Origin of the sequence: Shewanella sp. SACH, assembly GCF_001887095.2 — a bacterium.
GTDB lineage: Bacteria > Pseudomonadota > Gammaproteobacteria > Enterobacterales > Shewanellaceae > Shewanella > Shewanella baltica.
On the sequence record NZ_MPDG02000001.1, the window covers coordinates 1,328,460 to 1,353,765 of the forward strand.

Annotated in this window: 22 protein-coding genes; 3 read left to right on the forward strand and 19 right to left on the reverse strand. The window is 44.4% G+C overall.

From position 1 onward, the window contains the following. Nucleotides 1–83 precede the first annotated feature (83 nt). The 5 genes from BM607_RS05805 to BM607_RS05825 all read right to left on the reverse strand — a co-directional run bounded on the left by BM607_RS05805 (nt 84) and on the right by BM607_RS05825 (nt 5,412). Complete coding sequence (locus tag BM607_RS05805; RefSeq protein WP_071939493.1) at nt 84–2,003, reverse strand: ATP-binding protein; 1,920 nt, start codon at nt 2,001–2,003, stop codon at nt 84–86. Beyond that, on the reverse strand, nt 1,993–2,304 hold the full coding sequence (locus BM607_RS05810) for a hypothetical protein (RefSeq protein ID WP_006081672.1): 312 nt from the start codon (nt 2,302–2,304) through the stop codon (nt 1,993–1,995). The genes BM607_RS05805 and BM607_RS05810 overlap by 11 nt, the downstream gene beginning before the upstream one ends. After that, a complete protein-coding gene (locus BM607_RS05815) occupies nt 2,294–3,502 on the reverse strand; it encodes an EAL domain-containing response regulator (RefSeq protein WP_071939492.1) in 1,209 nt (402 codons plus the stop codon). Before BM607_RS05815 ends, BM607_RS05810 begins: the two co-directional genes overlap by 11 nt. Beyond that, complete coding sequence (locus BM607_RS05820; protein WP_006081674.1) at nt 3,499–4,467, reverse strand: helix-turn-helix domain-containing protein; 969 nt, start codon at nt 4,465–4,467, stop codon at nt 3,499–3,501. Before BM607_RS05820 ends, BM607_RS05815 begins: the two co-directional genes overlap by 4 nt. Nucleotides 4,468–5,019: 552 nt before the next feature. Next, entirely contained in the window at nt 5,020–5,412 is a 393-nt protein-coding gene (locus tag BM607_RS05825) for a helix-turn-helix transcriptional regulator (RefSeq protein ID WP_071939491.1), read from the reverse strand. Between the two features lie 90 nt (nt 5,413–5,502). On the opposite strand from BM607_RS05825, the gene BM607_RS05830 reads away from it, so the two are divergent. After that, nucleotides 5,503–5,808 carry a phytase gene (locus tag BM607_RS05830; RefSeq protein WP_249269557.1) on the forward strand — a complete coding sequence of 102 codons (306 nt, stop codon included), beginning with the start codon at nt 5,503–5,505 and terminating at the stop codon, nt 5,806–5,808. Between the two features lie 653 nt (nt 5,809–6,461). Here the strand turns inward: BM607_RS05830 and BM607_RS05835 are convergent. Then, entirely contained in the window at nt 6,462–7,055 is a 594-nt protein-coding gene (locus BM607_RS05835; RefSeq protein WP_071939490.1) for a VF530 family DNA-binding protein, read from the reverse strand. 782 nt (nt 7,056–7,837) lie between these two features. On the opposite strand from BM607_RS05835, the gene BM607_RS05840 reads away from it, so the two are divergent. After that, entirely contained in the window at nt 7,838–9,448 is a 1,611-nt protein-coding gene (locus BM607_RS05840; protein WP_006081677.1) for an ABC-F family ATPase, read from the forward strand. Nucleotides 9,449–9,563: 115 nt separating this feature from the next. Here BM607_RS05840 and BM607_RS05845 read toward each other — a convergent pair whose 3' ends face one another. The 3 genes from BM607_RS05845 to BM607_RS05855 form a co-directional block, all read right to left on the reverse strand. Continuing rightward, nucleotides 9,564–10,460, reverse strand: coding sequence for a nuclease-related domain-containing protein (locus tag BM607_RS05845; RefSeq protein WP_071939489.1), 897 nt, complete (start codon nt 10,458–10,460; stop codon nt 9,564–9,566). Between the two features lie 67 nt (nt 10,461–10,527). Next, nucleotides 10,528–11,589 carry an HNH endonuclease gene (locus BM607_RS05850; protein ID WP_071939488.1) on the reverse strand — a complete coding sequence of 354 codons (1,062 nt, stop codon included), beginning with the start codon at nt 11,587–11,589 and terminating at the stop codon, nt 10,528–10,530. Next, a complete protein-coding gene (locus tag BM607_RS05855; protein ID WP_071939487.1) occupies nt 11,579–12,259 on the reverse strand; it encodes a class I SAM-dependent methyltransferase in 681 nt (226 codons plus the stop codon). The genes BM607_RS05850 and BM607_RS05855 overlap by 11 nt, the downstream gene beginning before the upstream one ends. Nucleotides 12,260–12,646: 387 nt before the next feature. On the opposite strand from BM607_RS05855, the gene BM607_RS05860 reads away from it, so the two are divergent. Beyond that, nucleotides 12,647–14,287, forward strand: a complete 1,641-nt coding sequence (locus BM607_RS05860; RefSeq protein ID WP_071939486.1) for a diguanylate cyclase — start codon at nt 12,647–12,649, stop codon at nt 14,285–14,287. Between the two features lie 101 nt (nt 14,288–14,388). Here the strand turns inward: BM607_RS05860 and BM607_RS05865 are convergent, their stop codons facing one another. Genes BM607_RS05865 through BM607_RS22250 form a run of 10 tightly spaced genes read right to left on the reverse strand, consistent with a single transcriptional unit; the run spans nt 14,389 to nt 25,177 of the window. Next, the gene (locus tag BM607_RS05865) at nt 14,389–15,438 is read right to left on the reverse strand and encodes a chemotaxis response regulator protein-glutamate methylesterase (protein ID WP_011846810.1); all 1,050 of its coding nucleotides are present in this window, start codon (nt 15,436–15,438) and stop codon (nt 14,389–14,391) included. 3 nt (nt 15,439–15,441) lie between these two features. Beyond that, nucleotides 15,442–16,062, reverse strand: a complete 621-nt coding sequence (cheD, locus tag BM607_RS05870) for a chemoreceptor glutamine deamidase CheD (protein ID WP_006081683.1) — start codon at nt 16,060–16,062, stop codon at nt 15,442–15,444. Continuing rightward, nucleotides 16,049–16,894 carry a CheR family methyltransferase gene (locus BM607_RS05875; RefSeq protein ID WP_071939485.1) on the reverse strand — a complete coding sequence of 282 codons (846 nt, stop codon included), beginning with the start codon at nt 16,892–16,894 and terminating at the stop codon, nt 16,049–16,051. Before BM607_RS05875 ends, cheD begins: the two co-directional genes overlap by 14 nt. Then, nucleotides 16,895–18,892, reverse strand: coding sequence for a methyl-accepting chemotaxis protein (locus tag BM607_RS05880; protein WP_006086732.1), 1,998 nt, complete (start codon nt 18,890–18,892; stop codon nt 16,895–16,897). A 5-nt stretch (nt 18,893–18,897) separates the two neighbouring features. Further along, entirely contained in the window at nt 18,898–19,410 is a 513-nt protein-coding gene (locus BM607_RS05885; RefSeq protein WP_006086733.1) for a chemotaxis protein CheW, read from the reverse strand. Between the two features lie 10 nt (nt 19,411–19,420). Further along, complete coding sequence (locus BM607_RS05890) at nt 19,421–21,607, reverse strand: chemotaxis protein CheA (RefSeq protein WP_071939484.1); 2,187 nt, start codon at nt 21,605–21,607, stop codon at nt 19,421–19,423. A gap of 17 nt (nt 21,608–21,624) precedes the next feature. Continuing rightward, the gene (locus tag BM607_RS05895) at nt 21,625–21,990 is read right to left on the reverse strand and encodes a response regulator (protein WP_006086735.1); all 366 of its coding nucleotides are present in this window, start codon (nt 21,988–21,990) and stop codon (nt 21,625–21,627) included. Between the two features lie 3 nt (nt 21,991–21,993). Next, nucleotides 21,994–23,727, reverse strand: coding sequence for a SpoIIE family protein phosphatase (locus BM607_RS05900; RefSeq protein WP_071939483.1), 1,734 nt, complete (start codon nt 23,725–23,727; stop codon nt 21,994–21,996). An 8-nt stretch (nt 23,728–23,735) separates the two neighbouring features. Further along, nucleotides 23,736–24,020 carry an STAS domain-containing protein gene (locus BM607_RS05905; protein WP_006086737.1) on the reverse strand — a complete coding sequence of 95 codons (285 nt, stop codon included), beginning with the start codon at nt 24,018–24,020 and terminating at the stop codon, nt 23,736–23,738. Between the two features lie 14 nt (nt 24,021–24,034). Next, entirely contained in the window at nt 24,035–25,177 is a 1,143-nt protein-coding gene (locus BM607_RS22250) for a methyl-accepting chemotaxis protein (RefSeq protein ID WP_071939482.1), read from the reverse strand. Nucleotides 25,178–25,306 lie beyond the last annotated feature (129 nt).

The window sequence follows — 25,306 nt, forward strand, 5'->3', positions numbered from 1 at the left end:
GCAAAGATATTTGCAGTATTTCAGTACCAATTGGATGAAGTCAGAAAATCATATTTCTATATAACATTCAATATGTTGATGGTTTACTCTTTTACCGCTAATTTGCTGAGAAAGACTTCGGCACTAAATGGTTTCTGCATGAAATGCACCTCAGGAAACGACGCTAACTCGGGAATATCATCGCAGTCATTCGCGGAGAGCAAAAAGAAACGACAGTGATGTTCAATAGGGCTATCACTCACCAGGTTTTGTAATACTTGCTGCATCTGCCTGACCAGTTGTAAACCGTTCATTTCTTGTAAACGATAATCCACAATGACAATCTGTGGCAAATGGTTAACCAACATCTTCAGTGCTTGCTCTGTATTATCAGTACTGAAGGTTTGAAAATGATAGTGCTCCAGCATGGCGCGACAAATTTCAAGATTAAACAGATTGTCATCTATGATCAGCACCTTTTGTTGATCATATTGAAGTGTTAATCGTTCTTTCGCTGCGCTGAGCTGACAGGGGAAATGCAGTAACACTGTGGTGCCTTTGCCCTTTTGACTGCGCAGCCTAAACCGACCGCCAATCTGCTCAAGCAATCGATTACACGTATAGAGCCCGAGTCCCATACCCGATGTCGCGGCAATAGGTGAGTTAGCGGCGTGCATAAAGGGATCGACTAAAGCGCGCTGCGCTTCCTTTGACATACCATCGCCAAAATCGCGGATCAGCACCCTAAGCACAGGGCGCTGATTTTTAGCATTCGCTTTAAGGTGTAAATCCATATAGCAATGCACTTCGCTACCCGTACTGTATTTGAACGCATTATTGATAATGTTGGTCATGAGTTGGAATAACTTAGTCCCATCGAGTTCGATAAACTTCGGCAAAGACTCACTTACTACAATGTGTAAACGTTTGCCGGAGGTTGCACTAAATGCACGATAATAGTCCTGAATATTGCCCACATACTCGTGTAAGTTCACCGAATGTAAATTCAGTTTTAACTGCCCAGCTTCTGCCTTACTGTAATTTAAGGTATTTTCGGCAACCGAATAGAGTAAGTTGGCAGACCAGGCCATTTTATCGACGATTTTATCCAGTTCCTGTGGTTGTGAGAGGGCTTTTTTTAGCATGCGACTATAGCCAAGAATGGCATTGATTGGGGTGCGGATCTCATGATTAATGCTCGAAAGTACGGCTAATTTAGCGCGATTATCGAGCTTAATTTGCTCCACAATCTGCTGATTTTTAGACTTAAAGTACAAAAGGAAGGACAACACTATGCCAAGGGCTGCAATCAGTAGGATGATCACGATAAGCTCGATAACTTCTTTTTGCGGCACTTGATATTGTACCTGTAAACTCACTCGGGTTTGATATTCAGGGATCGCTAAGGTTTGGCTATCAGAGTAATTAAATAATGAAAATAGGCCGCTGGCTAACTTAAGATTACAGAATGAGTTTTGCAGTAACGACTGCTCAAATGACTGTTCAAATTGATAGGTAATGCAAACGCCCTGCTCTTGTTCGATTCGCGCGAGTATCCGCTGATGAGAAACGGCATAAACGAGATAAGGCATATTAGGCTTATCAATGGCCACCACAGCCAAAGTGTAATTGGCAAGGCTCGCCTTAAGCTCCCCTTTAGGATCCTTGACTAGCTCAAACTGTTTAAGCTCAGTAGCCATCGTTTTATCTGAGATATAGGCCAGTTCAAGACTGGGGGTCAGCGTAAAAGCGACGGCAGATTTGATTTTAAGTAAATCCTTGGCAAAAATCTCAAACTCCTGTGACGTCACCTTACTCGACGCGTGGAAAAAAGATTTCAGCGCATCCAACATGATCTTATGTTGTAGGAACATATCCCGCGAGGAAGTAAAAACCGCCTGCGCTTTTTTATCGTAAATAGCGTCAAACTCATACAGCGAGTGGGACAAGGTTAGCCACAGCACTAATATTGTGACCCATAAGCCACTGAACATATTGATGCAAGCACTGTATTTAACGCTCATTGACGTAATCCATTACAGCATTAAGCAAATCGTTTAGCTGATGTTTGAACTGTTCTCGCTCGCAATAATTAGCCATAGGCACGGTATTCTTAAGCTGCAAATAGCGAGCAATCCCCACGAATTGATGTGTTATGGCCTCGATACTGTCATTGGACTCACATTTTTCTAGCTCGAGTCGCATACGCTGCAACTCTGCGATAAGTGTTGATCGCAGCCGCGATTGCTGTTCTTGGCTGTATTGCTCAAAAAATGTCGATAAGGCCAGTGTTAACTCATTATTAATTATTGACTTAGTATCCATGAGTTAGGCATTCCCTATTGTATTGCGCTATCCAATCAATAAGATAACGACCTTCAATTGGCGGGCTATATAAATAGCCTTGGGCAACATCACAGCCTAGTTCAGAGAGAATGGCTTCTATTGCACTTGTCTCAACGCCTTCGGCAACCACCTTTACGTGCATCTTCTGCGCAAGTGCTATGGTGGACTCCACAATGAGATAATGTTGGTGATTAATATCCATATCGGAGACAAAACTTTTATCAATTTTAATTTCTTTAAAGGGAATGGCATCGAGACGATCATAAGTGGAATAACTTTTACCGAAATCATCGAGGGAAATATCGATATTGTTGATAATCAGCCGTGCAATTGAGTTAAGCACTCTATCTTGATTGATGATCTCTTGCGATTCAGTGAGCTCTAAAATCAAATGGATGTGTTTATGCTCACGGCCACATTCGATGATGAATTCAATCAGTTCATCGCAGGTCAGATCGTCGGCGGTAATGTTAATCGACAGCGCAAACGCCGTCAGTAAAGGTTGACGCGACCAACATTGCAACGCCTGGGAAATGACCATCCGCGAGAACAGGCTATTCAGCCCCTGTTGATTAACCAGTGGCAAAAAAACGTCGGGATAAATATAGCCATTGGATTGATCGCAAAGCCGCGACAGCACTTCAAAACCCATGATTTCCTTGGTCTTTAGGTTGATCTTAGGTTGATAGCAGAGAATTAATTGTTCATCTTTAAGCAATTGCCGCACATTGATATTGGCCGCCCTGTTTTGCACGATCGATTGATGTTGATGCGCATGATGTCTATCCGTGGATGCTTCTAACAATGGCGTTAAAATATCATTCACGTTGATAGGCTTAGCAAATACCCCCAGCAAGTTGAGCCTCAGCACTGTGATGATATTGTCCACCAGCTCTAAAGTCCGTTTATCCGAAGAGCTGATCACCGCAATCGGAATCGCGGCAAAACGGGGCTCGGAGGCCAACATATTGATGACTGCGATTCCATCTCCTTGGTCCATCTTAAGATCTATGATGATCAAATCAAGCACCACTTCGATGTCAATAATCAGTTCTATGCCTTGATTACCATTACAGGCCTCATAGATCTGCACATTATCGTCAACCAAGAACTTATGGATATCGGCTTTCATGGTTTCTCGAATAAAGCGCTGATCATCTATGATGAGAATATTCATATAGGGGTCTCTAACTGCATGAAGAAAATGGGATCGATCGTTTGGGATTTTGATGAAGGAATGACGGAAAGCTTGAGTAGATTACGATTTGCCATCACCTCTGTGCGACTGGAAAAAAACGAATAGTTTTTTATCGGTTTGCAGCAACCTTCTATCGTTCTCACTTTGAAAATGGGTAACTTAAATTGCGTTAACTTTCGTTTTAATGACTCATCACAGATATTAAAACTTAAAAACTTGAGTGATCGACTCGCAGCCAATTCATTGAGATAAACAGACATCATGTAGTTTTCAATATAGGGAGTCACACCAAAGGAGGAGAACACCATCAAGGTATCTGGTAAGGCTTGGCTGTTATGGTTAATCACCTCGAATAAGTCCACCTCATCATTCATAAATTCGAGGGCAATTTTGCCCTGAGTGCGACAAAACAGACTATGTCCGACTATCTGATCGCCCGAGCTAAACGCAACAACTAATGACAGACCATGGAAAAACGGTTGAGATAAGTTACGGCTCACAAAGGATAAACGCGGATTACTTTCATAAACCAAACTGAGTTGCAGTAACGCCATGAAGTTATGATGGTGGCTCTCGATAAATTCGACACGATAAGGCGTATTGCGGTAGTACGGATGGTCACTGCGTTCTATGTTGGACTCAAAAAGGTTAATCAGGGCTAAGCCTTCGTTGATAAACTTTTTATCCTCCCGATAAATATCAAAGAGTTCAGAGCCAAATATTTCAACAATTTCAGACTGTTTAGCAAGGGATGGGATGTTAACCCCTCGCTCCCAACGGCTAATCGTGATGGAATCTAAGGTATCGAACAGACAACTTTTTTGCCTGAGCAAACCACATAAATCTTCTTGGGAAAGGTTATTCTCTGTGCGGGTGTGTTTTAAGAAATTGGAGAATGTCTGTGCACTTGTTTTGTTTTGATAGGAGATAGGTGTACAAATCATATCGCGTTCCATCTGTATTTTTTACTTTATCTAGCAGCTCCATATATGTCGTATGGTCGATGTCATCTATTGGCTCTGGATGTCTATATGTATAAGTAATCCAAATGCGCTTAAGTCCCTCGATGAAATAAAGTCCAGTGATATTTTCGTCACTCACCACTTAGTTGCTCCATTTCAGCTTAATGTTCACCACGTTTTTGCAATAGGAAAGTGAGTATAAATGGCATTGTTTATCTGAGACCATGGCACAGTCAAAATAGCGACAATAAAAAAGTGTCTAGTCATTCATCCGGTAAAATCATTACCATAAACACTCGCCACTCACTCAGCGGAATCACAGTTCAGCCAGCATAACGCTTATGAGCCTTGCGCAATAACCATTAATGGTGAAATTGATTGGTTATGCGTTAAGTATTCAATTATGAACATATAATGCCGACAAATTTCTCACCTAACTTCACTTTTAAGGCATAAAAATTCACGCTTTGAATAAATAAAAACAAAAAATACGCTTGAAAATACAGGCAGGACATCTTGTTACTCGCTTATGACTTAAGCCAGCCAGCTGCGAAAATAGATGGGTAATTGGCCCGTCCAGCGTTTAAAAGAACGCCTGAAATTACTGGCGTCGCTGAAGGACAGTGAATTGGCAATACTGTGAGCGTCCTGCGAAGGTGTGGCTAAATAATACAGGGCTTTGATTAAACGTGTTTCATCGGCGAGTTGGCCAAAGCTTAGATCCATTTCAGCCAAGCGGCGCTTTAAGGTCGCTGGGCTCATCGATAGTTTTTCTGCCATCTCTGGCAAACTTAAGTTATCCCGCATCAGCGACAAACGAATACCCGCCGCCAACCCGAGCCTATATTCACTTGCAAACAGTGCATAGCGTGGCGATTGAAAGTGACCTTGGCGCGGAATGACAGAATGAAAAGTAGAATGAGTCACAGCGTAAGGTGTGGGTTGTGATTCAAAGCTACCGATGTTGAAGGGGTTTCACTCTACCAAGGTGCGAGCATTCACGGCAAAAAACAAGATTTGCTGGTGGTCTCCAGTCAAGGCAATAACAGTTATCTGCTTTATCAAGCAAGCGCGCCTTACGCACAGGTGGGACGTTTTCGCATTGGCGTGAACTTGAACGGGATGGAAAATGGCCGCGAAACCAGCATCGACGGCAGCGCCGAAACCGATGGGCTAGCCGTCACGCATTTGCCCGTTGGTAGTGGAGTTTGGCAACAGGGAATGCTGGTGGTACAGGACGGTCACAACCACTTACCCGATGCCAACCAAGCTTTTAAATGGTTACCTTGGAGCAGCATAGTCAAACAATTCGACATCCACTAAGGTCAGTTTGCTGACAAAATGGCGCAGCGTAAAAAGCGTCAGGTAACAAGTGAACAAGAATTGACAAATGAAAAGTGTAGAAAAGGCTTTTTGCGCTTTAGATGAAAGGTTTGAACTAGACCTTGGAAGCAGTACTTAGCATGAGCTTTGGCATTAGCGTTTAAAGCAAGTTTAGGGCTGATTTTGGAGGTGAGCTATTTTAACTTGACGTAATAATGAGCGACCAGCGCTATTTGATTGTAAATTGTGGAATTCACTCATTATGCGCTCGATATGCAAATCTAAAACTATAACCCCCGAGAATTTTCTAACCATCATGCAATAAAGTGAATAGTTAATCATAAAAAAGAGGTTAACCGTGTTCTACGGTTAACCTCTTTTTCATTTAATCAGGCGATAAATCAGACGTTTTATCAAACAGTCAGATCCATAACTTCAAACCTACGCTTACAAAAGCCACGCCTTGTAAAAATCAACTCAAGAACTAAAGCCAACTCATACCAGAGCAAACTGAATACAAAAACTCACTCTTTACCTGCATGAGAATTGCAAGCCGTAGAAACAACGGCAAATCGCATGCGTGAAAAAACGAGTGCAAAACTAACGCCAGCTAAAAGCCATGTCCGCTAAATTTGGCAGACATGGGATTAGGATTAGCTACGCTTAGTGCCCCACGGATCGTTATCATCTGTCGACGGGCTTGGTCCTGAGCGCTCTGTCATTTTTGAATCATTTCTTGAATCGTTTCTAGGCTCGCTTCGGCGCTGGGAGCTGCTATTCGATGAACCATAGCCAGAACCTGTTCCACGTCCACCCGCAGGTTTTTTGCCTGCGCTTTTACCTGAGCTACCTGCTCCATATCCAGAGTTTGGACGGCGGTTGCCCGCTTCGTACTCGGCGCTGGCTTTGGCCTGCATTTCAGCGATAGAGGCTAATGTCAGTTCCATCGGTTTACGCGGCGCGATACCTGAGGCAAAACCTCGCTCACGTGGCTTGAGGTCAAACTGCTCACCGACGGCTTTAGGCATACGCTTAAATCGGTACAGGTAGAAGTTTTCCACTTTCTCCCGCGCCCATTCGGTTTTTTTGAGGAAAATGACACTGGCCTCAATGGTCGGATTGGTGTTAAAGCAGCCTAGCTTTAATGCTGCGAATAAAATTTTCCAACCGTAAAAATCGACTAACTCAGTGATCATTGTCTCGAGTTTGAGGCCGTGTAATGGGTTGTTTTGTTGCTCTTGTATCATGGGAATTCCAAATTCAGCCCAATTGGCTGATTTTACTGTATAAGTTTACGGTGTTGAGTTATCAAATTAGTTACTGAATTTGCGACTAAACGGGCTATGACAGCTATAACATTAGTTAATTAAGCCATTAAAATCACTTAAGTCATTTAAGCCATCTAGGCGAATGATGATACTCGCTAAGCTATTTGCTAAGTGACGGCACTAGCATGCAGCGTTATATACTTGAATCGTTAATCTTAAAGACCCAAAACTTGCATATAGAGCAGTTAACTATGTAGCCGCAGAATTAGCCGCAAAATCTGCTTTCTCAGCAAAACTGCGGGAATAATAACGGTAAATAAGCTAAACGCCTCCTTTTATTTGCTCTGGCGGGGTTTAGCATTGGCTTTAGCGCATGAAATCCACCGCGTCTCAAGTCGCCATGAAGGCTTGAATCTACCATCGACACCTCATAGATAGGCATTTTATATAGAGACTTCATAGGTAGACGCTTAGATAAGAGATACTTAACAGACCTTCACTCAGTAGCAAGCTCAGACCTGTGCCAATTTTTGCCGATAAACCGCTTACGCCTTCGCTCATCCTCAAAATAAACGCAACTGAAACGGCTCGATTTATAGCTGCGCATCACATACTTGCTCGCATCTTTAGCCCTTAGTCTGTATACTCCGCGACCTTATTATCCCAACTTTAATGTTTTGGCTTAGAGTGGGTGAAGCGCATGTTTCATTTTGAGGCTTGTTTGTCACAATCCCCGTTAGCAAATACCTAGGAAAGCTCCTTTGATCTCTACCGCGAACATCACGATGCAGTTTGGCCCTGAGCCATTGTTTGAAAACATTTCAGCGAAATTTGGCAATGGTCACCGCTATGGTTTGATCGGCGCGAATGGCTGTGGCAAATCGACCTTTATGAAGATCCTCAGCGGAGCTTTAGCGCCAACCTCTGGCAATGTGTCCATCACGCCCGGCTTAAAAGTCGGTACCCTAAGCCAAGATCAGTTCGCGTTTGAACAATACAGTGTGATCGATGCAGTGATCATGGGGGATGTAGCCCTGTGGAAAGTCAAACAGGAACGCGATGCAATTTACGCTAATCCAAATATGACTGAAGAAGATGGCATGCGCGTTGGCGATCTTGAAAGTGAATTTGCCGAAATGGATGGCTACAGCGCAGAAAGCCGCGCCGGTGAAATCCTGCTCGAAGCGGGTATTGAAGAATCTTTCCATTACGGCCTAATGCAGCAAGTGGCACCGGGCTGGAAACTACGAGTCCTGTTGGCACAAGCGCTATTTGCCAATCCAGATATTCTGCTGCTCGACGAACCAACCAACAACTTGGACATCCATACCATTAGCTGGTTAGAAGCCGAGTTGAACAAACGTAAATGCACCATGATCATTATTTCCCATGATAGACATTTCTTGAATGCCGTCTGTACCCACATGGCCGATATCGATTACGGCGAACTGCGCATTTACCCAGGTAACTACGAATACTTCCTCGCCCAATCCTCTTTGATCCGCGAGCAATTATTGTCGGGCAACGCCAAGAAAAGTGCTGAAATCGAAGAACTGCAAGACTTCGTTAACCGCTTTGGTGCCAACGCCTCTAAAGCGAAGCAAGCTAGCTCGCGCGCTAAAAAGATGGACAAGATTAAACTCGATGATGTGAAATCATCTAGCCGTATCCACCCTTCTATTCGTTTTGATGCCGGCAAAAAAATGCATCGCCAAGCGCTGATCCTCGAAGATCTCGCCCACGGGTTTGATGGCGAACAGTTATTCCAAGGCGGCGACTTGATCCTCGAAGCCGGCGCAAAATTAGCGATTATCGGCGAGAACGGCGTGGGTAAAACCACCTTCCTACGTTGCTTAGTCAATGATTTAGAACACAATAAAGGCGTGATCAAGTGGTCAGAAAACGCATCAATCGGCTACTGCCCGCAAGACAGCAGTGACGAATTTGATAATGACTACACGCTAATGGATTGGATGTCACAGTGGCGCCAACCCAAGCACAACGATCTAATGGTACGCGCCATGTTAGGCCGTCTGCTGTTCACCGAAGACGATGCCAACAAGAAAGCCCGTAACTGTTCAGGCGGAGAGAAAAACCGCTTGTTATTCGGTAAGTTAATGATGCAAGACATCAACGTGCTGATCATGGACGAACCGACCAACCACATGGACATGGAAGCTATCGAAGCATTAAACAATGCGTTGAAAGACTTTGAAGGCACCTTGATATTCGTTAGTCATGACCGTGAGTTTGTATCGTCACTCGCAACGCGTATCATTGATATTAAAGATAAAAAAATAATTAACTTCCAAGGTACCTTCGATGAGTACCTTTCAAGCCAAGCTGAAATGGAAGCGAGAAAAAGCGCATAATATTAGGCTAACTTACGCTGATTAACCCAGCGTTATCGCATTAAAAAGTCGTCATTGGTTATCCAATGACGACTTTTTTATTGGGCTAAATAATGATTTAAAAATCTGAAGAGAGTTATGGCTTGCCCTGCAAACAACGTTGCATAATTTGATAAGCAATCGCATTCACTTGCTCTTGAGTGAATATAGCGGCATTCATCTTAGGAAGTGTAATCGCGACTTGCTTATGATTAATGATAGGAAACGGTGGTTTAGTTTGTGACTTCACCATCCACCCGGGAAATACGAGTACAGGCATTACCAGAATAGATTGGCCTACAGCCTTTGTGAGCCATTCACTCACCCACTTAGCTTGACGTTGAGCTTGTTCAATCGGTGCCGTTTCTGTCCAAGACGGAAACACCAATTTCCCATCACGGTAAAACAACTCATGTGCCTTATGTTGCCCACCATTTGACTCATTCTTCTTATCACTGTACCACTTATGCCGCCCCTTAGTTTCAATGGCAAACACACCATTAATCCCCACGACTAAGTGATCAATGTTAAAACCATCGGCTTGAATATCATGGAAAACTTGATAACCCAATCCCTGCAAACGCATTAGTTCGGCTGCAGTAGCTAATTCGGCCGTATGCCCCAAACGTAACTTAGTCAATCGAGTCATACTACGATAGGTTTTGACCACAAAATAAATTGGGCCGAGTACAATGAATCCAATAAATGCCAAAGGAAATGTACCTTTGTCGAGGTATCCCCTTAATCCTTCAAATGCAAACGGAATGGTGACAACGATGACCGACATGAGCATTGCGCTCAGAATATCAAATTGCAGCTCTTGGATCTGTTTTTGAATGCCAAAACCAGGCAATCTGTTCAACTTTTCCCTATCAATAGGCAGCTTTACCGTTCTGTCTCTATGTCGTATAACAAAAAACATAGGGACTAAAATCGCTCCCATACCCAACAAAATAAGTGAAACTGAAAAAATCCCTTTTAGTAACTCTGTCATACCTTTCCTTTAAAAATTAGATTATTAAGATTCTGAGGCTGAATAAACGCTACTTACTACTTTGTTTCTAAATTGCTGTACTCGATAAGTCATTATCTATCGCGTTAAAAGGCACTAAGGTTTTTTTATCGAGCCAGAGTGGAGAGCGATTTTGCCCTGCAAGCTGATAGGCCCAAGTGGTGATGGCTTCGGATCGATCACTTTCACAGACGAAATATCGGCTGAGTTCAGAATGTAACGCTTGGCCATGCTGGATAATGTTTTGCTCATACCAGTTATCTTTGTGACGCTGTGCGGCAAGATGATCGCGTTTATTGTTATTGCAACTGCTATGAGCGAGGACAAAATTATGCCCTAAATCATTAGGATATCGTGCCCAAGGAATAAAGTGATCCACTTCGCCAGTTTCTTTTAATGACTTATGGCAATAGAAGCATTGGCCCTTTTGGATATCAAGCAGCACAGGTCTAGCGTGAGTGATCGTCTGTCGGTCACTGCCAAATAGAAACTCGCTTAAATTGCCTTTACTGCCAATAACGACCAGATTTGCGGGAAACTCGGCGACTTTCTGCACCCATTGTGTGCGAGCTAATGACACCACTAAATCATGAAATCGCCTGAAGCAGAATGCGATACCCGGATTCAACTCGATATAATTTTTAGTTTTATCATGGGGATAAAGAAAACAATCTGCGTTTCGGGACAAAATTTGTAAGCGCCATAACGGGCCCTCTTTAACGGTGCCGCGCGTTTTACTCAATAGAGCAGGATAACTAAGATGCGCTTTTAACTGGGATAAACTGTTAACGCCTTGATTACGTAGCTCAATCAAACTGTTGATTAAGGCTGATTGCTTTCCATTATTTTGAAGTAGAACAAAATGCGCATTAACAGCACCAAAAGGTAAGGAGTGTTGCCAATAGAGTTCAATAAACTTTTCAACCAGTTCATCAATACTGATCGCGGTTTTCTGTTCAGGATCGGCATTGAGTATTAATGGCCGTTCGATGCAGATATCGGCGATCGCATGCAGTAAGGCAAATTTATATGTTGCAACGAAATCACCTTCAACCAACAGACGTTGTAAATAGCTAATAAATTCAACTTGTCTTCTCGCATCAATCGGCATGATGACGCCCCTGAATAATGGCGTTTGCTTCGGGAACAGTAACGTTTGGGACGGCTTTTGGTGTAAATACGAGTGTCTGCCAATGCACTTGCGTGCGACCGAGTTTGTCAGTCTCATCTTGGCTCGAATCTTTGAGTGCTAGCTGGCAATCTGCAGCCAGTGCGAGCAATTCATCTGCACTGACTGGGTGCATAACGCGGGCATCGGGGCTTAGACCATGGCGCAAACTGATGACTAAAAGTCCCGTTGAATTGAGTAAACGTGAGAGTGTTGCTAGTGCTAGTGGGCGCTCAGAGGGAGATAAATGCATCCACACAGCGCTGAGTAAAATCAGATCGAACTGTTGTGCTAGGCCAACTACTTTTTGTAGCTGAGGTAAACTATCCTCAATCCAACGAACGGGTAGATCCCGCGTTAACACCTGCCCCATTTTCGCTAAAGCAACCGCAGGTTCGATTGCAAAAATTTGCGTCTCTTTGCTCTGTGCCTTTTTGGCTAAATAATGCACATCCCGCCCTGAGCCCGCTCCCACATCCAATATCGATAGTTTGTCTCTCGCGAGGATCGGAAAAAGATGATGTAACCAACTTGAATGCACTTCTTCAAAGGTTTTAGACAAATACTGCGCCGAGAGTGTTACGGCATGGCCATTATAAAACGCTATGCTCACTGACAAAAATCCTTTTGCAACAAGTGATTGTTTTTAATGACGCTAACTTATCACAATCACTTTTGATACAAAATACACATCATCATTATCCTGCTGTTTTGCATAAAATATTTTGCGTTTTGCTGTTTTATATCACAACCCGAGTATTGGCGATTGAAAAAGGAAGTCTATTTAGGCGGGTAACATCTGTGCTTTTCCCCGTCGTTTTTTTCGCAGTGGTTTACACTCTATTAGTCAGTCAAAAGATACATGCAATTGGTTGAATCTGTTACACCCTTCTGTTGATAACAGTGCCAATTTCAGTATCGGTATAAACAGGTTTTATCGTCCCGAAGTAGCGACCACACGGAAAACCTAGGGCTCAATCATTTAGGATATCTATTGCCTATGAGTTTTGAAGATTCGTTAGAGCAACTTAAACGACAGTTTTTACATGCGCTCCCTGATAAAAAGAAACAAATCATTACCCTGTGGATTTCATTGCGTAAAAATTGGAATGCACACATGTTGTCTGCTGTGTATCGTGAGGTGCATAACTTAAAAGGATCGAGCGAGACCTTTGGGTTGTCGGATACCAAACACATAGTCGACAAACTCGAGTTGCAGCTTAAAGGGTTGCTCAATGCGCCAGCTCCCGAACTTCCTACTATCAAAGGCTTAGATACCCTCTTCCACCAGTTGTTGCAAAACAATATGCGCGGTCAACCGTCGCCGCCTGTGGTAGAGGCGCAAATGCAGCAAAGTCCCTATAAACCGGCTAAAGCGCGGCATGATCACCATATTGCCATCATAGAAGACGATGGTAATGTCGGCGCAATGATCACAAAGCAACTGCGAGAGTTCGGTTTTAGTGTGCAGCATTTTTTGAATTTCACGAGCTTTCTGGTGGTGCAAAATGAAACGCCCTTCGATCTGATTCTATTGGATTTAATTCTGCCCGATTGGACTGAAGAGGCCTTGTTCGAAGCCGCCACAGAGTTTGAAAAGAACAATACCCGAGTGTTTGTTTTATCCTCGCGCGGGGATTTTGACATGCGGTTGCTGGCCATTCGTGCCAACGTTAGCGAATATTTTGTCAAACCTGCGGAAACCACTTTATTGGTGCGCAAAATCCATCAATCTCTCAAGATGTCAGAGAAGCAGCCCTTGAAGGTGTTACTGGTGGATGATCAACAGTCTATGGTGGATTATTTTTCAAGCCTGTTACGCAGTCACGGTTTGATGGTGAAAGGGTTATCGAGCGCCGAGCAAGTTTTGCCTGCCCTTGAGCAGTTTGAGCCTGATTTGTTCATCTTTGATTTATACATGCCTGAGGTGAACGGGCTTGAACTGGCAAAGATGATACGCCAACTGGATAAATACACCTCTAGCCCAATTCTCGTGTTGAGCTCTGACGATACCATGCAGAATAAAGTCAGCATCATACAAGCGGGATCAGATGACCTAATTTCGAAGCAAACTGCGCCGAGCTTATTTGTCGCGCAAGTGATATCCCGCGCCCAACGTGGCCATGATATTCGCAGTTCGGCAAGCCGCGACAGCTTAACGGGATTGTTAAACCATACCCAGATTCTGGTTGCCGCGAGGCGCTGCTATAACGTGGCGAGGCGAATTAACTCTCAGGTTTGTATCGCCATGTTCGATTTAGATCACTTCAAAAAAGTGAACGACACCTATGGCCATGCCGGCGGTGATAAGGTGTTGCTGGCCTTTGCCCATCTTCTACAACAGTCCTTACGGCAAACTGACTTTACCGGTCGCTATGGCGGCGAGGAATTTATGTTAGTGCTGCCAGATATGCAAAAACCATTGGCGATAGCTAAGTTAAATACGATCCGCGAGAGCTTTAGCCATATCGTCTTTGTCGAAGATGGCGTTGAGTTTAAGGTGACGCTCAGCGGCGGTTTAGTGTTCTCGGACGAATGTGAGGAGTTTCAAGATTGTCTGTTACTGGCGGATAAGCACTTGTACGAGGCGAAACGTTTAGGCCGAAATCAATTAGTGTTTTCACCAAGTGGGCAGGATTGAACGCCATTCACTCATCCGGCGCATGAATCAGGCCGTAATGTCATTCGGTTTGACTCACCGCCATATTGATGATTACTTTTTAAGCACGTTAAAGGCAGCAATCACAGTGAGCTTAAATGGTTGATAAGCTTGCTCGGCATCTGCGACAACTCCACCACATAATCCACCGCGCGGCACTTTATCGCTTCCCTTGGCATACCAAATACCACACAACTTTGTTCATCTTGGGCAAAAGTGGTGACGCCTTTTTGATGCAGCGCCACCATACCTTCGGCGCCATCTTTGCCCATGCCGGTTAATATCATCGCGCTGATATTGGGCGCGGCACATTGGGCCAAGGCATTAAACATCACATCGACCGACGGCCTGTGGCCGCTGACCTTTTCATCTTGGGTTAATTTCACTTTATAACTGCCACCCACTTTGATGATCTCAAGGTGATGATCGCCAGGGGCAACATAGGCATAACTGGGTAAAAGTCGCTCACCGTGCTCGGCTTCTTTGACTGTGATCCGTGACAGTCGATTTAAGCGTTCGGCAAAAGTGCGGGTAAAACCCGCTGGCATGTGTTGGGTGATCACTATCGGTGGCATAGCCGCAGGTAAATGCTGTAATACATACAAAATGGCTTCAGTGCCGCCTGTAGAGGCGCCTATCGCAACTAGATGCTGGGTTAGGGTTGTATTGGCCAATACCGGCCGCTTACTCGATACTGGGCGTGTTGGCTCAACAAATTTTTGCGGTTTGATGATTTTGGCTTTCGCGGCGGATTTGATCTTATCTAAAATCAAATCCTGATAATCATGGATACCTTGGGGCGAGTCTAATTTCGGTTTAGGGATAAAATCTACCGCGCCTAAGGCCAAGGCGTTAAAGGTCGCATCAGCGCCCTGCTCGGTTAATGAGGAAATCATTACTACCGCAGTGGGTCTGGCTTTCATCAAGCGGTCCAGAAAGGTTAAGCCATCCACTTTAGGCATTTCGATGTCTAAGGTGATCACATCGGGGCGAAATTGATTCACCAGATCCTTGGCCTCAAAGGCATCGGCAGCTTGCCCAACCAGAGACAGTTCAGGATCAGCCTCAATCATTTTACCGAGTAGGCTGCGCATCAGCGCGGAATCATCAACAACTAGCACTTTGATCGTCATAACTTAATCACCAAATAGTTCAACGTCACCGCCCGTGGGGAGATTACGAACCCGTAAGCGGTACTCGCTTTCTCGGTCAAGAATCGTGCTGTTATGCATGGTTTTAATTTTGCGAACTTTCACTTTGCCCGTATGGGGGAAAAAATACACTTTGCGCGGATACACATCGAGTAAATCGGCAGCCATTATGGGGATGTTTTCCAGATTGAGGTATTCAATCACAAACTCGGCATTACGCTCGCCAATGTTGTGCACGGTAAAGCCACGTAACATATTGCCCCCCCCAAACACCTTAGCTTCGAGTGAATTGCGCTGCGCGCCAAGCTTGAGCAAGTCGTTGATTAATAGCTCCATTGCATATACGCCGTAACGGGCTGAGTCAGCGAGTACCCCAGTGCAATTGCTGTTATCGCTTGGCAATAAAAAGTGATTCATCCCGCCAATTTTGAGCTTAGGATCATACAAACACACGGACACGCAGGAGCCAAGCACTGTCACTATCATGGTGTCTTCACGGGTCGCAAAATACTCGCCGGGTAATATCTTTACCGCATCGCAACCAAAATGATGGTCATGATAGCGATTCGGCTCTGTAATGGCATATTCGATATTAGGTTTTAGCACTCATGAGCCCCTTCACTGGCCGATAGGTTGTTTGGCCAACGGCAGTGATAATTTGCGGGAACATGTTAAAATTTTCCGAATGTCCCGCTATATAAAGCCCATCCTCGCTGAGGGAGTTCATCATGTGTTTTAAAATGACTTCCTGTGTTTCTTTATCGAAATAAATCATTACATTACGGCAAAAAATCACATCGATTGGCGTTTTTAGCGGCCAAAAAGAATCGAGTAAATTAATGCGGGTGAACTTGAGCATTTGTTTTAATTCGGGCACCACGCGCACATTGCCCAACTGTGAACCGCGTCCACGGTGAAAAAAACGTTTCTTGCGGATATCGCTGACAGTATCAATCCGGTCTAAGGGATAAATACCCATTTCAGCCTTTTTTAGTACGCCGCTGTCGATATCGGAGGCAATGATCTCGATAGGCGTTTTAAAACTATTAAAATGCTCAGCGACAGCAATGGCGATCGAGTATGGTTCTTCCCCTGTGCTACTGGCCGCACACCAGATCCTGCGGGTATCTGGATTATCGATTAAATATTGCTTTAACACCTCAAAGTGATGCGGTTCCCTGAAAAAAGCCGTTTGATTGGTGGTTAACGCATTAATAAATTCTTGGTGTTCGTTTTCATGGCTTAACAGATACTCAAAATAAGGCGAGAATCCGGCTAATTTCAATGTCCTGATCCGCCGCACTAAACGGCTATACACCATAGCATCCTTGCTATCGGCGAGTTTGATCCCCGCTAAGCGGTACAGCGTCGTCCGCGCAGTATTAAAGTGCACCGAGGTATAGGCAAACTCTCGCTCCAATGGTTTGTTTTCGCTCAATTAAAATTCTTCCCATTCATCTTGATCTTGCTTCATGGGCTTCATTGCATTGGTTTTGGGTTTCTCTGTCACCCTTGATTTTGCCATAGATTGAAGCTGCTGTTTGATGGGTTTCATCGCCTTCGCTTTGGGCGCCGCTAATCGCGCGTTGCTGTGTCTTGGGGCTTCATCCTCATCGTCTACACGAAAACTTGCAACACTGTCTGAGAGTTGCTGTGCTTGGGATTGCATGCTTTCAGCGGCGGCGGCCGCTTCTTCAACCAATGCCGCATTTTGCTGGGTCATTTCATCCATTTGCACCACGGCTTTGCTGATCTCATCAATACCGATTGCCTGCTCATTAGACGCTGAGGCGATTTCCGCCATGATGTCGTTCACGCGTTTAATGGCGATGACGATTTCCTTCATGGTATCGCCGGACTTACCGACAAGGCTGTTGCCACTCTCGATTTTAGACACGGAATCCGAGATCAATGCCTTGATATCTTTAGCGGCATTGGCCGAGCGTTGGGCTAAACTGCGCACTTCTGATGCGACTACAGCAAAGCCGCGCCCTTGCTCACCCGCCCGCGCGGCTTCAACGGCGGCATTAAGCGCTAAGATATTGGTTTGGAAAGCAATACCATCGATAACACCAATGATGTCGGCAATCTTACGCGCCGATTCATTAATCGATGCCATGGTCTGTACGACTTGCTGGATAAGCTCACCACCGTCCACCGCCACTTCCGAAGCTTTAGATGCTAAGGCATTGGCTTGGCTGGCGTTATCCGCATTGAGTTTCACTGTACCTGTGAGTTCCTCCATGCTGGCGGAGGTTTCTTCTAGGCTCGAGGCTTGCTCTTCGGTGCGGCTGGATAAATCGGCGTTGCCTTGGGCAATTTCTGCTGAGGCGGTATTAATGGTATCCGCCGCTCGCTGAATATCTTGGATCATGAAAGATAGCTTTTCAGCGGTTTGATTTGAATAGTTTTTCAAATCATTAAACGTGCCTTCATAGTCGTTATAAATGCGGGTGGTCAGATCGCCATCCGCCAGCGCCATCAGTACGCGCGCCACATCTTGTAGTCCACGGTCTGAGGTTTCAATTAAGGAATTTAAGTTGTTCGCCAGCATCAGGAAGAAACCTTGCTTGCCTTCGGTGTCCGCCCTTTGGGAGAAATCACCCGCAGCTGCTGCGGTCACAATGCGGGAAATCTCTTGCTCGGTTTGCACTTCAATGGTGCGGTCGAGCCATTCAACCACAGTCCCTAAGCGCTCGCCTTCTTTTGACACTATGGGGCTAGCGGTTAAACGGAAATGGCAGCTGGCCACCTTAATCAGCGATTCATATTTGCGGTCTAATTTATCGAGTAGACTCGCTTGGTGGGCAGGATTACGATGGAAGATATCCATCGAGCTGCCGAGGATTTTATCCACAGAAAAATGCGGTAAAGCCTGCCTAATTTCATGCTCAGACTGACGTAACATGGCTTCGACCGAGCGATTCATATAAATGATGGTACGGTTAGCATCGGCGATCATGACGTTGGTACTGGTATTGTTGAGCGCTTCCATAATACGCTGGGTTGCGCGCTCGGCTTCGATACTTTCGGTGCGATCTATCCACTCAACACCTGTACCTAAGTGTTTATTTTCAGAGGTGATAATCGGCGTCAGAATCAACCTAAAGGTACGCTTGCCAATGGTGATTTGCGCAGTATGGGACTGAGTCAAACGCTCTAACAGGTTGCGTTGATGCGCTGGATTTTTATGGAAAATATCGATATTACTGCCTATCAGTTTAGCGACCGAGAATTGGGGTAACTCTTTACGAATATCATCCTCGGCCTCTTGCAGCAAGCGGACGACGGCTTTATTCGCATAGATGATATTGCGCTGACTGTCAGCAATCATGAAGCTGTTGCCACTGTTATCGAGTAGCTGAAAATAGCGCTGACGCTCTTCATCCCTTTGCTCACGCGCTTCATCATTGCCAAAAAATTTGAAGATACTCATTATTGTTACTCCTGATCAGTCAGACTATTTGCATCAATTAGACCCAGCTCATCACTGCTGATCAGAGCCTGAATATTTACTAAAATGATCATCTTATCCTCGACTGTGGCTAAGCCTTTGAGATAGCGACTATCGAACGCCACACCAAATTCTGGTGCGGGTAAGATCTCCTCCGCTGATAGCTTAATCACATCGGATACGGCATCGACCACTATGCCGACAATGCGCTCGAATACGTTGAGCATAATGACGATAGTGAACTCGTTATAAGTGACTGCTCCAACTGCAAATTTCATCCGTAAATCCACTATGGGCACTATGTCACCGCGCAGATTAATCACGCCTTTTATAAAGCTGGGGGCGTTGGCAATTTTGGTGACTGACTCATAACCACGAATTTCTTTCACAGACATAATATCGAGGGCATAGTGCTCTTCGCCCAGCATAAAACTCAAAAACTCCACCTCATCATGGGAGTTGTATTCCACTTTGGCAGTCATAGTTGATCGACTCTCCATGGCTATTTCCTTAATTTTTTATGTGCAGAGCGAGCGATTCGACATCGAGGATCAAAGCGACGCTGCCATCGCCCATGATGGTGGCGCCTGAAACTCCGGGGATCCTACGATAATGTTTTTCAAGACTCTTGATCACGACTTGCTGCTGGCCAACTAAGGCATCAACGCACAGGCCAAAGCGCTTGTGGTTGCTTTCGAGCAATACCACTATGCCCTCTTCAGGGCTCTTAGCATTGGGCTCAATTTCCATCAGCTGATAAAGGTTTAGCAGGGGTAAGTATTCTTCACGTACTTTTAAAAGTCTTTCTTTGGCTAGAAATTTGAGTTGTTCAGTTTGCGGCTGAATAGATTCAATGATGTGCACTAAGGGCAAAATGTAGATCTGACTTCCCACAGAAACCGTCATACCATCGACAATCGCCAGCGTAAGTGGCAATTGGATTTCAAAGGTTGAACCTTGACCCTCAGTCGACTCAATATCAATGCGTCCGCCTAAGGCTTCAATATTACGGCGCACCACATCCATACCGACACCGCGGCCAGACACGTCTGTGACTTCCACTGCGGTTGAAAAACCTGCGGCAAAAATCAATTGCCAGACTTGCTTGTCGCTAATGTTATCAGCCACTTGCAAACCGTTTTCCCGCGCCTTTTGAATAATGCGCTCACGGTTTAAACCTGCGCCATTATCATGCACAGCGATAACAATATTGCCCCCCCTTTGGCTGGCTTTTAGGGACAATACGCCCACTTCGGATTTACCCGCTGCGAGTCGTTTTTCAGGTTTTTCGATGCCGTGATCTAAGCTATTGCGCACTAAATGGGTCAGTGGATCGACAAGCTTTTCAATCATGCCCTTATCAATTTCTGTGTTGCCACCTTCAATCACGAGATTGACGTTTTTACCCAGTTGCTCAGAAAGATCCCTCACCAAACGATTGAAACGGTTAAACACAAAAGATACCGGCAGCATACGCACCGACATCACAGCTTCTTGCATTTCACGGGTATTACGTTCCAATTCGTTGAGCGCAGTCTTAAGCCGCTCGCCTAAATCGCCCGTCATTTCATTGCCAATAAGCGTTAGCATGGACTGAGTGATCACTAGCTCGCCCGCTAGATTGACCAGGGTATCGATTTTGGAGGTTTCGACCCTTAAGGTGGCATCCTGAGCCGACGCGGCAGGTTTTTTAGCCGCTGCTTTCATCTCTGGAGGCGTATTTTTTGGTATAGCGGATGAACTGAGTGCCGCATTTGAATTTGTTGCATTTGAATGGATTGCAGCAGGCGAGCTGGGGTTTACAGAAACACTCGCGGGAACACTTATAGCAGGCGACACTTTGGCGTCAGTAGCGCCCTCTTTTTCTTTAAATATGCCGCGTTTTGCTTGGCTGCTATCTGCGTTGACTTTAGCTTGATTGGCAACTGTGGTGGGTTTAACTACCTTAGGCGCTACTGGCTTTGAGCTCAGTAACTCGATTTCATTAGCGAAGGATTCGGGCGTCAACGCTTCAAAAAAGCCAAAACCTAATTCATCATCGGATGTGAAATCAAAGGGCTCTGCCGCTTTCTCAGTATTGCTTACATCATTTATGACACTTTGTACGCTGATTTCTTCGGCTTGATAAGCCTCTTCAAAAAAGCCAAAGTCTTCACCTTCAATAGCAATATCGCGAGCCATTTCAACTTCAAAGAATCCAAAACCCTGATCTTCCACCTTCTCCACTGACTCGGCTTGGATAATGGGAGAAATCGGAGCATTAGCAGCATCAGTGCCATTGCGTACTGCAACCGATGAGCTAAAAGACTCGCCATTTAACGCTGCGACCAGCTGACTTTTACTGTACTCCACCTCCTGCCAATCAATCTGTTCTTCTTCGCGGTACAGGCTCAATATATGAGATAGCGTATCAACGGTACTCAGCAGTAAATCGATAATCGATGAGGTGAGTTGGAAGTTGCCCTTGCGGGTCTTATCCAGCAGGTTTTCCATCACATGGGTGACACTGGTCAGTGCGGTAAAACCAAAAATACCGCTGCCACCTTTAATCGAGTGGGCGGCACGGAAAATTGTGTTCAGTTCTTCAGGATCGGGAGAAGCAAGGTCCAATGCCAATAGCAATTGTTCCATATTTTCAAGATGTTCATGACTTTCTTCAAAAAAGACCTGATGGAACTCGGCCATATTGATGGACATAGCGCACCCCGTTGCAGTTAACCCAGCACTTTTGCCGTAATAGCCAACAGCTTTTGAGGATCAAAGGGTTTTACCATCCATCCCGTCGCACCTGCCGCTTTTCCTTGCGCCTTCATGTCATCGCCCGCTTCGGTCGTAAGCATAATGATCGGAGTTCGCATAAATGCCGACATCGCACGTAAGGATTTAATTAAGGTCAGCCCATCCATTCGCGGCATATTCTGATCAGTCAGAATAAAATCAAATTTCTGCCCGTTACAGATATCGAGGGCTTCTCGACCATCTTTGGCCAGCACCACTTGATAGTTAGCCGATTTAAGGGTCGCTTCGACCATTTGTCGAATCGCAGCGGAATCATCAACAATTAATATTTTTTTACTCATGCGCTATTCCATTATGACTTTAGTTATATTCCCTGGGGGTACTAATTCGTAGGTCTTAGATAATGTTTTCACCAGTGAGAGACCGCGACCAGACAACTGAGGAATGTCAGCAATGATGTTCTCATTACCCGTAAAACCTTTTCCACTGTCGCTCACACTAATATGTAACTCGTTTTGCGATGAGCGCCAGATAATGCTCACTTTCACCCAATCGTTTGATGTGAGTCTGTCTGCAAAACTGTCCCTAATACTATGGTACAGTTCGAAGCCTTCTGGATCGTTTTTTAGCCGTGAATCTAATTTTAGTACACCATGGTCAATGGCGTTGCTAAATAACTCTGCGACGACAGTAAAAACCCGTTGGCAGAAATGAGTGGCAAAGCCAAATATGCTTAAAAATTGATTTAATGAGCTTAAATAGTCAGCGCTGAGTAACATAGGTCCGGCGATGCTGACATCCCAACAAAACTCACCGTCCATGATAGATTGCACTCGGCTGACTTCTCGACTTTGATGCCAACTGCTTAGTTTCTCGAAATCTAAAGTGCAAATCGTAATATCATCTGCAATATTTTCAGCAGAGCAGTACTCATGCATATTTTCATTCAAATAATGGGTAAGGCCACCGGATAAATTAATAAACAACTCCTTTAATTTATCAATACCAAATGGGCGTTCTTCATGGGTATATTGCTCAATTAAACCGTCACTAAAAAGACAGGCATGGCCATTATTCGGTAAATCAATGGTAAAAATATCAGCAATAAAAGTATGTGGCGGCAATATACCCAGTGCCATATTGGTTGATTTAAATTGTTCAATCGCTTTATGGTTATCTGAACTTGAAATATGACGTTCTTCAACATCAGTATTCAGTAACTTGGCGCGTTCATCAGCCTGAATATACACAGGCGGCATACCGCCATTCCAAATGTGTAATTTATTGCGATTAAAATCGGCTTCCAAAATAATACAGGCTACGAATCTGTCTTCTGGATTCTCGCGATGAACCTTAGCATTCAGCTCGTAGATCAGCGTTATTAAAGAAAACCCCTTTAAAACCATAGCTCTAAATGTGCTCGCGACGCGCATAATCGGCATGGCTGCACTCAGGCCATGACCCGTTGAATCAGCGAGAATTAAGAAGAAATTGCCATTAGGTGCCATGCCATTAAGGATAATATCACCACTAAAATTGGCACTTGCTTGGCAGTAGGTCTGCACAAAATCAAAATCAGTATTATCAATATTAACTAAGTGCTCAAACAAATGCCGGGCCATGTGTTCTTCTCTGGCCTTCTCATAAAGCATTTTTTCGAGTTCAATTCTTTGTTGTTCGACTTTATGTTGTAGTTGCACACGGCTAAGTAAGCATTCAACTTTGTACCAAAATATTTCAACATTGATCGGTTTAACGACAAAATCTAATACCCCCATACTAAAACACGCTAACACGTTTTGGCTTTCTTTAGTCTCACTCATCACAATAACAGGCGTTTCTTGTTTTTCCTCGTTCAACTTATTCAGTAACGCCAGTGCAGTGCCATCTTTGAGCCAGTAGTTAATCAGGATTAAATCAACCGTATTTTGCGTTATTTCAAAAAATACCTCCTCGAGATCATTACAAACAATCACGTTGTAACCTTTACTATGAATAAAATCACTGATCCTCTGACTCGCAATAGCATCATCATCGACAACTAATATAAAATGTTCAGGCTGAGTAAGTGATACCATAACGAGTGTTACTCTATGATGTATATTTTCTGCATATTGGCGATATCTAGGATTTCATTCGCCTGTCCATGTGCCCCTTTGACAGATGTTGAAATATGTAATTCCTGCGCCTTTCGATGCAGCAGTACCATCATGCCTAAAGCAGAACTGTCCAAATAAAGCACTCGGCTAAAATCTAAAATAATATGATTAACCTCTGGGAGGGTTAACATCTCTTGATAATCACTGGTAAATTTCTTGTGGTAATAAAAGTCAAAGCGCTCTGGCAATGAAATAACTTTAATATTTGACATTATGCTATCCCTAATTAAAAGAGTTCAATTTCACCACAGGTTATTTGATCCCTCGATACGGGATTATGCGTCTCCTGGCGTCGGCGACTCATTTGTGTCGAAATGTCATCACCTTGAATGCAAAACTCCTGTTGTGACATAGTGGCAACACGATTGAGGGACTCTTTTAAATGGCTTAAGGATTGATTAGTATAAATCAGACTTTGGGAGGTGATATCACTGAACTGCAAGCCACGTATCGTATCTGAAATGGCCTGTTCGAGTTCATGTGCCGATGAATCTATGCGTTCGATCACTTGAGAATCCTTCTCTGCTTTAACGATAATCTGCCTTAGCGCAGTATCAATATCCTTCTTTGCATCTATGATATAAGTCATATCTTGTGCAGCAACTTTACTCACGTGTACGGTTAATTGCTCAATCTGAGTTTGAATCGATCTAAGCTGTTTTTGAATGCCTTCACTAAAGCCTGCACTGCGAGTGGATAAAGCCCGCACCTCATCGGCCACAACCGCAAATCCCCTGCCCGCATCACCCGCCCGCGCCGCTTCAATTGCCGCATTTAAGGCGAGTAAATTGGTCTGGGAAGAGATCTGATCTATATCCTGCAAAGCTTTCATCGCTTGGGGCATAGACTCATAGATGAGGTTCACTTTCTCCAACAACTCCATTGTCGATGCCGACATTTCTATGGTGGATTGAATAAAGCGCTCTAACGTCATAGAGGTATTATTGGCAAATTGTTTCATTTGGTCTGAATGGAATAACTCAGCATCGTCAGTGCTTTGAACAAGAGCTGAAATGAAGCCTGTTTGCTCGGTCATTAATCGCCCTAAGCCATCAAACGATTCTCCCAGCAGATTGACCGCATCGCCCTGCACCGCAAGTACGCTGTCAATGTTAGATCCACAACTGTTGAGTGTGGTGATTGTTTCTTGATACAGACTGACGTGAGCTTGCCAATCGGCGGCAAGTTGGGTGTTTGAAGACTTATCATCATGCTGTTGAACTGACTGCATTTGCTTGTGCTGATAAAATTGCCACAGCAACATAATCAACACAGAAATAATCGGCCCCATCGCCCACAAGGTGATTAAACTCAGCAAATATCCAACGCCTGCCGCGAGCAACGCAACGACCCCATCCTTGTATGTCATATGGACTTCACAATAATTGTACAGTGATTAAAAAGTAGTTTCATATTGGGTGATTTTCAAACATGAAAGTGAAATTTTTCACATTGTTACGTGTCGCAATGCGGAAAATGCAGTTATCCCGTTAGAAAT